This window comes from Chitinophaga sp. (genome assembly GCF_035761305.1).
Lineage (GTDB): Bacteria > Bacteroidota > Bacteroidia > Chitinophagales > Chitinophagaceae > Chitinophaga.
Genome location: NZ_DASTRI010000184.1, coordinates 1 through 13,388, shown reverse-complemented (window position 1 = coordinate 13,388; position 13,388 = coordinate 1). Strand labels below are relative to the sequence as shown.

At 51.6% G+C, this 13,388-nt stretch carries 13 protein-coding genes and 1 pseudogene; 6 read left to right on the top strand and 8 right to left on the bottom strand.

Features of this window, described 5'->3' with window-relative positions; all coding sequences use genetic code 11:
- From VFS25_RS15825 to VFS25_RS15810, 5 genes are all read left to right on the top strand, one after another.
- The coding region (locus VFS25_RS15825; RefSeq protein WP_326463139.1) for a Gfo/Idh/MocA family protein at positions 1 to 499 on the top strand (499 nt) is incomplete at its 5' end.
- A gap of 67 nt (positions 500 to 566) precedes the next feature.
- On the top strand, positions 567 to 797 hold the full coding sequence (locus VFS25_RS25370; protein ID WP_414647748.1) for a HigA family addiction module antitoxin: 231 nt from the start codon (positions 567 to 569) through the stop codon (positions 795 to 797).
- Positions 794 to 1,993 (top strand): dipeptidase, encoded by a 1,200-nt coding sequence (locus VFS25_RS15820; protein WP_326463138.1) that lies wholly within the window; start codon positions 794 to 796, stop codon positions 1,991 to 1,993. Before VFS25_RS25370 ends, VFS25_RS15820 begins: the two co-directional genes overlap by 4 nt.
- A gap of 7 nt (positions 1,994 to 2,000) precedes the next feature.
- Positions 2,001 to 3,578: a D-aminoacylase gene (locus tag VFS25_RS15815; RefSeq protein WP_326463137.1), complete on the top strand. Its 1,578-nt coding sequence runs from the start codon at positions 2,001 to 2,003 to the stop codon at positions 3,576 to 3,578.
- A gap of 123 nt (positions 3,579 to 3,701) precedes the next feature.
- Positions 3,702 to 4,268 (top strand): hypothetical protein, encoded by a 567-nt coding sequence (locus VFS25_RS15810; RefSeq protein WP_326463136.1) that lies wholly within the window; start codon positions 3,702 to 3,704, stop codon positions 4,266 to 4,268.
- Between the two features lie 17 nt (positions 4,269 to 4,285).
- On the opposite strand, the gene VFS25_RS15805 is transcribed toward VFS25_RS15810, so the two are convergent.
- The 8 genes from VFS25_RS15805 to VFS25_RS15770 form a co-directional block, all read right to left on the bottom strand.
- On the bottom strand, positions 4,286 to 5,476 hold the full coding sequence (locus tag VFS25_RS15805; protein WP_326463135.1) for a threonine synthase: 1,191 nt from the start codon (positions 5,474 to 5,476) through the stop codon (positions 4,286 to 4,288).
- A gap of 99 nt (positions 5,477 to 5,575) precedes the next feature.
- A complete protein-coding gene (locus tag VFS25_RS15800; RefSeq protein WP_326463134.1) occupies positions 5,576 to 6,481 on the bottom strand; it encodes a LysR family transcriptional regulator in 906 nt (301 codons plus the stop codon).
- Between the two features lie 196 nt (positions 6,482 to 6,677).
- On the bottom strand, positions 6,678 to 7,325 hold the full coding sequence (locus tag VFS25_RS15795; protein WP_326463133.1) for a hypothetical protein: 648 nt from the start codon (positions 7,323 to 7,325) through the stop codon (positions 6,678 to 6,680).
- 130 nt (positions 7,326 to 7,455) lie between these two features.
- A complete protein-coding gene (locus VFS25_RS15790; protein WP_326463132.1) occupies positions 7,456 to 9,690 on the bottom strand; it encodes a TonB-dependent receptor in 2,235 nt (744 codons plus the stop codon).
- 232 nt (positions 9,691 to 9,922) lie between these two features.
- Positions 9,923 to 10,315, bottom strand: a complete 393-nt coding sequence (locus tag VFS25_RS15785; protein WP_326463131.1) for a type II toxin-antitoxin system VapC family toxin — start codon at positions 10,313 to 10,315, stop codon at positions 9,923 to 9,925.
- The gene (locus VFS25_RS15780; RefSeq protein ID WP_326463130.1) at positions 10,300 to 10,527 is read right to left on the bottom strand and encodes a hypothetical protein; all 228 of its coding nucleotides are present in this window, start codon (positions 10,525 to 10,527) and stop codon (positions 10,300 to 10,302) included. Before VFS25_RS15780 ends, VFS25_RS15785 begins: the two co-directional genes overlap by 16 nt.
- A gap of 78 nt (positions 10,528 to 10,605) precedes the next feature.
- Positions 10,606 to 11,316: a LytTR family DNA-binding domain-containing protein gene (locus VFS25_RS15775; RefSeq protein WP_326463129.1), complete on the bottom strand. Its 711-nt coding sequence runs from the start codon at positions 11,314 to 11,316 to the stop codon at positions 10,606 to 10,608.
- Positions 11,313 to 12,335, bottom strand: coding sequence for a sensor histidine kinase (locus VFS25_RS15770; protein WP_326463128.1), 1,023 nt, complete (start codon positions 12,333 to 12,335; stop codon positions 11,313 to 11,315). The genes VFS25_RS15775 and VFS25_RS15770 overlap by 4 nt, the downstream gene beginning before the upstream one ends.
- A 138-nt stretch (positions 12,336 to 12,473) precedes the next feature.
- Here VFS25_RS15770 and VFS25_RS15765 point away from each other — a divergent pair.
- Positions 12,474 to 13,388: pseudogene (locus VFS25_RS15765) on the top strand (hypothetical protein); the annotation flags it as partial.

The window sequence follows — 13,388 nt, the reverse complement described above, 5'->3', positions numbered from 1 at the left end:
ATGGCTTACCGATCCCGTGAAGAACGGCGCCGGCGCGCTCACCGATTTCGGCTGCTATGGCGCCAACCTGATGACATGGCTTGTGCATGGCAAAGCGCCTGTTGCGGTAAGGGCAGTAACCCACCAGATAAAGCCGGATGTATATCCTAAAGTAGACGATGACGCCACCATACTGCTGGAATATCCCGATGCTACCGGCATTATTGAGGCCTCCTGGAACTGGCCCTTCAGCATTAAAGACCTGGAAGTGTTCGGCAAAACCGGCTACTTGCATGCGCTGAACATGAACAACCTTACAGGCCGTAAGAACGACAGCACCTATACGGTAGCTGTAAAGCCCGCGCAATACCAGGATAACCTTACCTACCTGCAGGCTGTGCTGAAAGAGGGTTACCAGCCGGGCAACGATCTGTCGTCACTGGAGAATAATATTATTGTGGTAAGAATACTGGAAGCGGCGAAACAATCTGCAAAGGAGGGGAGGCGCGTTAAACTGTAGGATTGCTGTATAATTAAGAATGAAGAATTAAGAATTAATGCTAAGGCGGCAGGCATAGGCATACAGGCTGGCAAAGGACATTAATATTCCTCAAACACGGGTAGCAGCCATACTGAAAGGTACCCGCCGGATTACCGCCGATACAGCTTTGCGGTTGAGCATGTACTTTGGTACATCACCCAAATTCTGGTTAGGGCTGCAGGATGATTACTTCACCCACCGCATAACCTTTTCTTTTAGGTTTTATGCGGTTTTTTTATTTTATTGGGATTACAATCCAAAATCTGCCGCTTCATGACGAACCGCTTGACCCCGCGCCTGGCCCTTTGCAGCGCGGCGCTGTTACTTTTCACAGGCACTGTCGCCGCCCAGGATTATAAAAAGCTGCATGAACGCGCAGTGGTGGTTGATACCCATAACGATGTGCTCTCCACCGCTACCATGCGCGGTATGGACATTGCGCAGGACCTGCGCGGCAAAACCCATTCAGACCTGGCCCGCTTTAAGGAAGGCGGGGTAGATGTACAGGTGTTCTCCATTTTCTGCGATGAACGTTTTGGCAACGACACCGCTTTCCAGTTTGCCAACCTGGAAATAGACTCCCTGTATGCCATTGCCGCCCGCAACCCGGATAAAATGAACATCGTGTTCACGCCAAAACAGCTGGAGCACGCCGTAAAGCAGCACAAGCTGGCTGCCATGATAGGCGTGGAAGGCGGGCATATGATAGCGGGCAACATGGCCAACCTCGACAGCCTGTATAAACGCGGCGCACGGTACCTTACGCTTACCTGGAACAACTCCACAGCATGGGCCAGCTCCGCCAAAGACGAATGGAACGATAGTGTGCCCAACCCGCATAAAGGCCTGAACGAATTTGGCAGGCAGGTAGTACGGCGCATGAACCAGCTGGGCATGATGGTAGACCTGTCGCACGTAGGCGAGCAAACCTTCTGGGACGCCATCCGCACCACCACCAAACCAGTGCTGGTATCGCACAGCTGCGCATATGCGCTGTGCCCTGTGTTCCGCAACCTGAAAGACGAGCAGATAAAAGCAGTAGGCGCCAACGGCGGCGTGATACAGGTAAACTTTTACTCCGGTTTCCTGGACAGCAGCTACCTGCGCCGGCAAAAGGAATTTATAGCCCGCCACCAGCAGGCCGCCGACGCCCTGAAACAAAGCGGCATGGCGGAATACGAGATACAGGACGCCCTGTACCGCAAATTTCCCGGAGAAGCGGAACAGCTGCGCGCACCCTTTCACCTGCTGATAGACCATATTGACTACATCGCCAAACTGGCCGGCGTAGAGCATGTAGGGCTCGGCTCCGACTTTGATGGCATTGAAGCCCCGCCGCAGCAGCTGAATGGCGTACAGGACTACCCGTTAGTAACCAAAGCGCTGCTGGAAAGAGGCTATACGAAAAAAGACATCCGCAACATACTGGGTGGCAACTTTATACGGGTATTTAAGGAGAACAGCAAAAAATAAACGGCTTATGAAAAAATGGTTAACCGGCATGGCCCTGCTGTGCAGCATTACAGCTTTTGCACAGGAGCCCTGCGATATACTGATCCGCAACGGGCGCATAGTAGACGGTACCGGCAACTCCTGGTATTATGGCGATGTAGCGGTAAAAAACGGGAAGATTATTGCCGTAGGCAAGCTAAACGGCTACACAGCCGCCAAAACAATTGATGTGCAGAAGATGATCGTAGCCCCCGGCTTTATTGACGTGCACGGGCATGTGGAGAAAGGCATTTTTGAGAACCCTACCGCCGACAACTACATTTATGACGGGGTAACCACCATTATAACGGGCAATTGCGGCAGCTCTGCCGCCGACCTGCAGCGGTTCTTTACCCGGGTTGACAGCCTGCGCCCCGGCATTAACATTGCCTCACTGGTAGGCCACAACACCGTGCGGATGGCGGTCATGCACCGCGATAACCGCGCGCCCACACCGGCCGAGCAGCTGCAAATGGACTCGCTGGTGGCAAAAGCCATGCACGACGGCGCTGTTGGCTTTTCCACAGGCCTTATATACATACCCGGCACTTTCTCCAAAACCGATGAGGTGGTAGCGCTGGCAAAATCTGCCGCGCAATACAACGGCGTATATACATCACATATACGTAATGAAGAAAACACCGTGACAGACGCGGTGAATGAGGCCATTAATATTGGTAAGCAGGCCAATATGCCGGTAGAGATCTCGCACTTTAAGGTAAGCAGCAAAGCCAACTGGGGCCGTGCCCCGGAAATACTGAACCTGGTAAAGCAGGCCCGCAGCGAAGGATGGGACGTAACAATAGACCAATATCCTTACACGGCCAGCAGCACCAACCTGGGGGTGCGCCTGCCGGATTGGGCCCTGGCCGGCGGGCAGGACTCCATTAATGCACGCCTGCATAACCCGGCCCTGCGCGCGCAGATAAAAAAGGAAATGCTGGAACAGCTACACAGCTACAAATACAAAAACTTCAGCTACTGCGTGGTAGCCAATTATCCCGCAGATACCAGCTATAACGGCAAGAGCATTACGGAGATCAACAAGCTGATGGGCCGTAAAGGCAACGCCAAAAATGAAGCAGAAACCATTATGGACATGGTGGAAAAAGGCGGCGCGCAAATGGTATATCATGGTATGAATGAGGAGGATGTGCGCTACATTATGCAATACCCATTTTGCATGGTAGGCGCCGATGCGGGTGTGCCTGTTCCCGGAAAAGGCATGCCGCACCCCCGTGCTTACGGTACCAATGCCCGCATACTGGGGCGGTATGTGCGGGAAGCGCACCTGGTGCCGCTGGAAGAAGCTATTCGCCGTATGACCTCCCTGGCCGCGCAAAAGTTCCAGCTGAAAAACAGGGGCCTGCTGCGCGCAGGCATGGCCGCCGATATTGTTATATTTAATGACCAGACGATTATTGACAACGCTACCTTTAACGCGCCGCACCAGTATTCCACGGGTATGCAATATGTGCTGGTGAACGGGCAGCTGGAGCTGGAGAACGGCCGCCATACCGGTACCCGCAGCGGCACACCGTTGTACGGGCCGGCGTACGACAGGTAAGCGTAAAGCAGAAAGCATAAAGCGTAAAGCATAAAGTGTAAAGCGCAAAGCCGACTGCACTACTAAATACGTATATAAGTAGTAAACGATCCGGGCTTTTTGCTTTCAGCTAACTCATCACATATGGACACCTTTAACCACATTAAAACCCTCATTACCATTATCCTGGGCTTAAGCATCACCCACCTGCTTAAAGGTGTGGCTAAGTTCATACAGCACCCCAACCGCGATAAGCCTTACTGGCTGCATCTTTCCTGGGTATTGTACATATTCCTGCTGCTGGTGCACTTCTGGTGGTGGGAGTACCGGCTTACGATGGTGCACCGCTGGAGCTTTCCCAGCTACTTCTTCCTTATCCTTTTCATCATGACATTCTACTCCCTTTGCGCCCTGCTGTTCCCCGATGATATTAAAGACTATAAGGGATATGAGGATTACTTTTTCTCCCGCAAGAAATGGTTCTTTGCCATACTGGCCCTCAGCTATGTGCTGGATGTGGGCGATACCCTTATCAAGGGCGAAGCTTACCTGCACAGCCTTTCCATAGAATACCCCATCCGCAACGCCATTCATATTGCGCTATGCCTGGCGGCCATCCGCATTAATAACCGCGTTTTTAACGGAACGCTGGTCGTACTTTTTATCCTGTATGAGCTGTCGTATATTCTTCGTTTGTTCGATACCGTTTAACTTCAGGCATTCTTTTCTCATACCGCCAGCTGCAAATTCTCCAGGTATTTATAGCCCGAGCCGGTGTTCAGCAGCAGGATGTTTTCTTCCGGCAGCACCAGGCCCTCATCCAGCAACCGGGGAAGGGCGGCAATCAAGGCCGCACCCTCCGGTGCGGCCAGTAGTCCCTCCCGCCGTGATAATAGCTGCATATATTTTTTAAGCTCCTCTTCGCTGACGGCCAGCGCATGACCATGCGACTGCCTTAACGCATCCATGATCAGCGGCTCCGCAAAGGGGCGGGGCACGGCCAGGCCGTTTGCAATAGAGGGCTGTCCGCTGTATTGTTTGGCATTGGGCTGCAGGCCTTCCCAGGTAGCTACTACCGGCTGGCAGTTGGCCGCCTGCACGGCAATAAGGCGGGGCATTTTATCCGGGATCCAGCCCAGGGCCAGCATTTCGCGGAAGGCTTTCCAAAGCCCTATTAAGCCGGTGCCGCCGCCGGTGGGGTACAGGATCACATCGGGCAGGCTCCAGTGCAGCTGTTCCGCAATCTCATACCCCATGGTTTTTTTCCCTTCCAGGCGATAGGGCTCTTTGAAGGTAGAAACATCAAAGCAACCGCGCTCTTCCCGGATGCGGGCTGCAACGGCGGCGCAGTCGTTTATAAGGCCGTCTACCAGCACCACTTCGGCGCCGTACATCCAGCATTCTTCCCTGAATATTTTAGGCGTATGCCGCGGCATTACCACTACGGCCTGTATGCCCGCAGCTGCGCAATAGGCCGCCATGGCGCCGCCGGCATTACCTGCGGTGGGCACAATACAGCTTTCCACGCCAAACTCTTTGGCCTTGGAAACAGCGGCGCTTAAGCCGCGCGCTTTAAATGAGCCGGTTGGGTTCAGCGACTCATCTTTCCAGAAAAGTTTGTCGAACCCCAGCAGGCGCGGAATACTTTGCAGGGTTAATAATGGCGTCATCCCTTCGCCCAGGGTAACTACGTTATGCATGTCAAACACCGGCAGCATTTCCAGGTAGCGCCACATGTTATCCGATTGTGCGGGCAACACTTCTTTTGACAGCGGGAAAACATCAGCGGTATCATATTCCGCCACTAAAGGGGCATTACAGCATACGGAGGTCCGGTGTAAGCGGTGCGGGTCGTGATATTGGCCGCAATGGCTGCACTGCAGCGACGAAAGCAGCGACAAAGTTTCGATTGTCCTCATAGCAAATGAAATATGAAGTGTGACATTTAACATCCTACTTCTTACCTCAAAAGTAACCAGCAGCTACGATAACAGGTTATACTAAATAGGCATATACTATTACCGGGGGTTATACTGTTTCTTTGCCAAACGGATGAAAATGTTGTTGATCTGGTCGTTGCTGGTGCCCTGCCGCTGCATGAAAAAGAAGGAGCGCTGTATTCTTAAACCCGGTATGTCAATACGTACCAGCTGGCCGTTATCAATTAAATGTTCTACAGAGCGCTGCGGTAAAAATCCCAGGCAGGTATCGTTGATCAGGAAGTTCTTGAGGGCTTCGGTGCCGCCTAAAATAATGCGGTTTTTAATGTCCTGTATGGACAGGCCAAACGGCGCCAGCGCTTCCGCCACTGCGGCCAGGGTGCCGCTGCCGCGCTCCCGCAGCGCCACGGGAATATTCTTCAGCTCTTCAACGGTTACGCGCTTTTTTTTAGCCAGCGGGCTGCTGTGATGGCATACCGGTATCACCTCATCTTTCATAAAGAATTTATACTGCACAGTGGTGTGCTTGTTGCGGCTTTCTGTAATGCCCAGGTCAATTTCCTGCTCCAGCAGCGCACGCAGTATATTTTCCGAGTTGCTGTTCAGCAGGCGTAGTTGTATGTGGGGATATTGCTGGTGAAAGCTGGAAAGAATGCCGGGTATTACATACAGCGATATGGTGGTGCTGGCGCCCACCACCAGCGAGCCCTTGGCCTGCTGTTTGCCTGAAAGGCTGCTTAAATTGAACTGCATGTTGCGCTGCAGCTCCTTGGCCTGTTTAACATGATCAAACAGTATTTTGCCGGCGGCAGTCAGCTGTATGGTGCTGCCTTTTCTTTCAAAAAAGCTGAGGTTGAACTGGTTTTCCAGCAAACGGATATGCTTGCTCACAGAGGGCTGTGTCATAAACAGCACCTCTGCTGCCTTGGAAAAACTGAGCAGGCGCGCTGTTTCATAAAAGGCTTCGTAGCTGATGTTAAGCATGTACCTGGTTTGGATGATATTTGTACAAATATATCGAAAGCGCATTACCCCCGGCTGCTATTAACTGCAATCAGTAGCCACGCTATCTATTAAATCAACCTTCAGCCACAATCTCCGCCCTTTCATTATTTCCCATCTCACGCGCCCGCGTCCAGCTCAATCATTATTAATTATTCATTCTTCATTATTCATTACTTCAGCGAAACTTCGCCAGCAGCTCCTCACTCTCTGCTTTTCCCCAATGCGGCTGCCCGTTGCCTGCCGGCTGCGCGCTGAAATTTTTCAGCGCCGCCTGCGCCAGCGTTTTTGCCTGGTTTTTATCGCCGCCCCACATTTTAGGGGTGTAGAACTTTACCCATGCCTGCAGGTACAGCACGCGCGGGTTTTGAGGATCCAGCTGGGCGGCTTTATCCAGGTACTGTTGTGCAATTGGGCCAAACTGCGGGCCGTAGGTCATGGGATTAATGAATACTTTGCTGCGGTACACCATGCTTAGCACGGTGTACAGCTCAGCCTTGTCTTTATTGCTGCCGTTACTTTTCAGCAGGGCTTCGGCCTGCTTGCCGTAGGTTTCGCCTTCAATGCTGTAGGGCTCTATACGGTCGCCATCCTGCTGCAGCAGAAAACCGATTTTTGCATTGCACAAAGCAGTGTAATAAAATGGCAGCCAGTTGGTTTTCTGCGTCATGGACAGCTGTTTAAACCGTACGGCCAGCTTTTCATAATCTGCTACGGTTTTTGCCTGGTCTACCTGCGCAATCGCTTTATCCAGGGCTTTGTCCTGCGACATAACCGGCAGCACTGCTGCCAGTATGCATACAAATAAGAGCATTGTTTTTTTCATGATGTTTAGTTTTATGAAAGGCTAATGGTTAAATGTTACTTCATAAATGCATTACTTTTTTCAGGCACTAAATTTTACAGCAGGTGATTAATAAGGCCATCAGTTTTACATGTTTTTACTTTTTATTTCCCTACAGGTTGTTGTTAATAAAATCTTCTGTACGGTCAATACCAAAGCTCATAAACAGGCCGATGTAATAGCTGCGGGCGGCGGCTGGCAGCACCGGCATTTTATTTAAGCCGTTGTAGCTGTACTGGTAGCCGAACACCTGCCGGGTGCCCAGTATGTTGTTAACGCCGAAACCAATGCCGGAAAAATCTTTATGCTTCCATTTAGGGAACATGCAAAACATATATGCGCCGCTGAGGTTCACGTTATGATAGGCGCGGGTGGTGCCCTGGTTCATTAGCTGCGGGGCCATGTGCTCCTGCGGGGAACGGATGTCGTAGTAAGGCCGGCCGGTAGCGAAGCTGTAAGCCACATTCACATCCAGGTTAATATCGTGGAAGTAGCGCTTTACCACCAGCGATGCTGTATGCGGCGTGGCAAAGGTGGGCTGCAGCGCATAGGGAAAGGCCAGGTAATTCCGTTGGGTATGCAGGTAGGTGTAGCTGATCCAGTAGTCGAAGTTGGGGAACGTGCGTTTATCGCGCCAGAACAGCTCTATGCCTTTTGCATCCCCATTGCCGCTGCTGTTAATAACCGGGTAGGTTTTTACCAGGTGGTGGTACTTTTTATAATACGCCTCTACCCGCAGCAGGCGGTTATTGGCCTTGCGTGTGTAATTGATGATGTAGTGATCGGCCCGTGAAAAGTCCAGTGCGCGCTGCTGGTACAGGTACAGGTTTTCCGGTTCCTGGTAAAACATGCCGTAAGCCAGGTTTACCTGTCCGCCGTTTGCAAAGCGGTAGGCCAGGCTGGCGCGGGGCGCTATGGTGGTTTTTTCCAGGAGGGATGATCTTTCTACCCGCACGCCGGCCCGCGCCATCATGTTATCGCTGATAAAAATATCCCCTTCGGCAAAAGCGGCGCTCAGCTGGTCGGTGAGGGGGTATAGGGTATCGTTGCTACGGTAATGGTTGGCCGTATAAAAATGTTCAGCGCCCAGGTGCAACGCCTGGTTATTGGCAAAAAGGCGGGTTAGCACTACGCGGCCCTGCGCAAAATGTGTTTGCGTTTGCCAGCTGCGGTATTTCCAGGCAAAAGGCGCATCCACTTTTATGTTGGCGTGCGCGGCATTCTGCAGCTGGTACGACATGCTATCCCGGTTATAGCTGTAGGCGCCGGCGGCCTGCAGCTGCCAGTTTGCGCCCAGCATTTGCCGGTAGCTGATGTTGGCGTACACGTTGCGGCTGTGCAGCGTAAAGGCGCTTTGCAGGCTGCTGGTGTCTACATCCGGGTTGCGCATGCCCACGTTGCTGAAGGTGCTGTTCACATACAGCTTGAGCATGCCGGATTTGCCGGTCTTTACCCGGTAGTTGCCTTCTGCGCGGCCGTACTCCGGTCCTTTAAAATAGTGGGGCCGTTGTTTAATAACACTGTTATACAGCTGCAGGTTGCCGTAATCCGCGCTGATGCCAAAGCTGCTTTTTTTGTTCTTTGCCAGCCGCTGAAAGCCTGCGCCGCTGTTGGAAGGGAAGATGTGCAGGCTGGCGGAGGAGCTTTCAGGCAGGTCCACGCTTTCCAGTATCAGCGCGCTGCTCATAGCCTGCCCGTACTGCGCAGAGTAGCCGCCGGTGCTGAACAGCACTCCTTTAAACAGGAACGGGTTAATGCGCGCGGGTTGTATAATGCCTGGTACGCTGGCAAAGTTGGGATTTTTTAAGAGGGTGCCGTCTACAAACTGTTTGGTTTCCTCCCCGGCGCCGCCGCGTACAAACAGTCCTTCGCGCTCGCCTACCTGCTGTGCGCCGGGCAGCGAGCGGAGGGAGTTGGCAATATCGCCGTTGTTGCCGGCAACGGTCATGGCATCCATGGGCGTAAGCGAAGCGCCTTTGGCTTTATCGCTGGCTTCAAAAGCCCCGGCAGAGATCACCACTTCGCCCAGGGTTTTATGGTCCGGCGCCAGTATAACGTGTACGGTTATACCGGTATCGGTGAGGTTCACTGCTTGCGCATAGGGTTTGTACCCGATGGACGATGCAGTGAGCACCTGTGTTCCCCTGAGCGGGGTGCTGAACTGGAAATAACCGGTGCTGTCCGTTACGGCGCCGGTAGCCGCCCCTTTAAAGGACACGCCTGCGCCTTCAATGCCGGCCTGCTGTTTATTGGTTACATAGCCACTCACCTTTACCTGGGCGGTAGCGGCGCTATACAGCAGGGTGCTGCACAATAGCAGAATAATAGGTTGAATGTAAGCCGCCATAGTATTTGTGTTTTATGAGCACAAAACTAGGCGGCGCTGTTACGCGGGCAGGGAGCAATCTATTTGCGTGCTACTTACTGCGACAAAAAGGGGAAATGTGCATACTTGCCCCACATGATCATTTTAAGTATTTGCGGTTGTGCTGTGGTTACAGGAAAAATACCAGTATAAAAACGGGGAACGGGTTTGGGGAGAAGCATATTGGGTTGTCATCACAAATCGTTGCAGTTACTTAATCCACTAACTTTAAGCCTGTAATCCTGTTAAAGTGCTTGTTATTTAAAGTGGCTAAAGGTAAATGATTGCATATTGCCGTAGCGGCTATGAAAAGATCAGCGGAGTCAATTTGCTTCCTGGCTTTTTTTAATTCCTCATTCAACGCGATGGTTTTTTGAACAGTTTCGGAATCCAGGGGAATAATAGTAACCTTTTTCAGGAATGACTTCCAATAGTCTTTTTGAATGTTGGTGGTTGCCCCTATAAATATTTCATATTCCGTAATAACGGATATGCAAAAGGCATCGAATGTATCGGATAATGTATAAAACCGGGAATTTTTCTTATCTGTTTTGCGAAAAAAATCTATAAGAATGGATGTATCAAGTAGTGCTAGTTTTTCCCCCATTTATTCATGCTTTTTCTGGCTTCCTCTATTAAAGTTATTTGTTCGTCTGTAAATACCGGGGCCTGCAACAGAAACGCTTTAAAAGACTCTTTGTCAGTCTTTTCCGGGACAACATTATTTATTTCTGCCTTAAGTTTGGCAAGCTGTTTTGCAGGCAGGTGTTTAATTGCCTGAATGAGCTGATCCAATCCTATTTCCATTCTTAGTTCCATAGCACAAAAATATAATTTCTTTAGTATACGTGCGATACTATCAAATTTACTTTTTTTTCGCACATTTACCTCATCATCCTACATCCTGTTAATCGCCTTATCCAGATTCCCTTTGTAAAATTCGCTCAGGGGCAGCTCCAGCTCGCCCAGGCAAACCAGGTCGCGCTTAATGGCGGTAATGCGGGAAGCGGCAATAATGAAGGATTTATGCGTGCGTACAAACTGCGCCGGCGGCAGCTTTTCTTCAATGGCTTTCATGCTCATGCGGGTGATCACCGGCTTTTTGGAAGAGGCTACATGTATCTTGATGTAATCTTTCAATCCCTCTATGTACAATATATCGGCTATCAGCACCTTTACCAGCGTGTATTCCACGTTCACAAAAAAATGGTCGGGCTGCGGATCGCCGGCAGGCGCAGGCGTTTGCGATTGCCGCAGGAAACGGTCGTGCGCTTTGTTGCAGGCTTTCATGAACCGCTCAAATGATACGGGCTTCAGCAGGTAGTCCACCACATCCAGGTTATAGCTTTCCAGCGCATATTGCTCATAGGCGGTAATAAGAATAGTCATGGGCGGATGCGGTAAGGTTTGCAGCAGCTGCAGCCCGCTCAGGCCCGGCATTTGTATATCCAGGAAAAGCAGGTCAACCGGGGTGCTTTGCAGCACGGCCGTTGCTTCCATAGCGTTGCGGCAGGCTTTTACCAGGTGCAGGAAAGGCACCTGCCGGATGTTGTCTTCCAGCAGCTCCAGCACCAGCTTTTCATCGTCTATGGCCAGGCATTGCATCATTTTAACTGCAGGGTTAAGGTGGTGGAAAATATATCCTGATCCTTTTGTACGGCTAAGGTATGCTGTTCGGGGTACAGCAGCTTCAGGCGCGAGCTTACATTAGCCAGTCCTATGCCGGAGCTGGCGTCTTTGCTGTCGGCCCCGTTGGCGTTGTACCTGTTCTTTACGGTAAAGGTAAGCCGGTTATCGGCCACTACCAGGCGTATGTATATCCACGGCGCGTTTATCCAGCCTATGCCATGCTTAAACGCGTTCTCCACAAAAGGGATCAGCAGCATGGGTTCAATGCTGTAAGGGCCGGCGCCTTCTTCCAGCTCAATAATGGTTTCTATCTGCGTGTCGCTGCCAAAGCGCAGCTTTTGCAGCTCAATATAGCTTTTCAGGTATGCGATCTCCTTATCCAGCATTACCTTTTTGCCTTCAGAGTCGTAGAGCATGTAACGCATGAGGTCCGACAGCATAATGAGCGAAGGCTCCATCAGGTCGCTCTTTTTCCGCGCCAGCGATACCAGGTTGGTGAGCACGTTGAATAAAAAATGCGGGCTGATCTGCGAACGCAGGAACTTCAGCTCCATGGCCAGCTGTTCTGCCTGACGCTCTTTCTGCTCTTTTTCATACCGTATCTTATCTACCACCAGCCGGTACACAATACTGGCCACGATAAACAGCACCACGGAAAAAAACAGCATGGCGCGCACAGCGGCGCTGATGGCTACGCCGGGATAAAACACCGCCAGTATCGCGGTTTTAATGTAGTTAATGCCCAGCACCAGCGCCGCCAGGGCCGGCAGGTACAGCCACCAGTAACGGCGGTTCATCCACCGGGGATAGAGGAAATAGGCATTAAAATAAAAAGCGCAGATGTGGATAAGGGTGCTAGTGAACCAGAAGCTGCCAGGCAAAGCGCCCGGCGGAGTTTGCGTGCCGGTGGTCAGTAAATGCGGCAACGCCATCAGCGCGCCCCAGATCAGCACATGCAGTGTAATAATTCCATATGTGGTATTAGTGCCCCTCATCATTCCTCTATAAGTTAACAAATTTATTGCCCCGGTGTACCTGCCGGCCAGGTAGTAGATGAGCAGGGTATTTTTGTAGACAAGCGAGAGGATTTTGTATATTGGTTCATCTTTAACCCGTTAAACTTTAAATTACATACCGTGCTTACTCTCCGGAAATGCCTGTTGCTGGCAGCCAGCTGTATTGCCCTGGGCGCCCAGGCCCAGCTGAAAGAAAAAACATCTTTCCAGATCTCCGAACCCTGGCGGGCGGATTATGACGTACGTTCCGATATTGTTATGGTATACGGCATGAGCCCCACCTTTAACGAGCGGGTGGCCGGCTGGCGCGCGCAGGGCTATAATGTGCAGTTCATGACCGGCAGCGCCTGGGGTAACTACCAGGACTACTTCCTGGGAAAATTCGACGGTAAAACCCACTGGGAAGACGGCCAGGTGCAGCGCAACGGCGACACCATCTGGCACGGCCATTTTGTGCCCTACATTGTACCGTCGGCTAACTATCTCACCTATATGAAATCTATTCTTAAAAAGGTGATAGACGCCGGTATTAACACCATTTACCTGGAAGAGCCGGAGTTTTGGGCCCGCGCGGGCTACAGCAGCTCTTTCAAAAAAGAGTGGCAGCAGTATTATGGCTTTCCGTGGATGGCGCAGCATGAGTCGCCGGAAGCTACTTATTTATCCTCCAAGCTTAAATACCACCTGTATTTTAATGCTTTGAAAGAGATGTTCACCTACGCCAAATCATACGGCGCCACGCTGAAACGGGATATAAAATGCTTTGTGCCCACGCACTCGCTCATTAACTACGCCTCCTGGCAGATAGTAAGCCCCGAAGCCAGCCTGGCCGCATTGCCGGCGGTAGACGGCTACATAGCGCAGGTGTGGACCGGCACCTCCCGCGAACCCGTGTATTTTAACGGCCTGAAGAAAGAGCGCGTGTTTGAGAACGCGTTCCTGGAATACGGCACCATGCTTTCCATGACCGCGCCTACGGGCCGGCAAATGTATTTCCTGACAGACCCTATTGAGGATGCCCGCCGCACCTGGGAC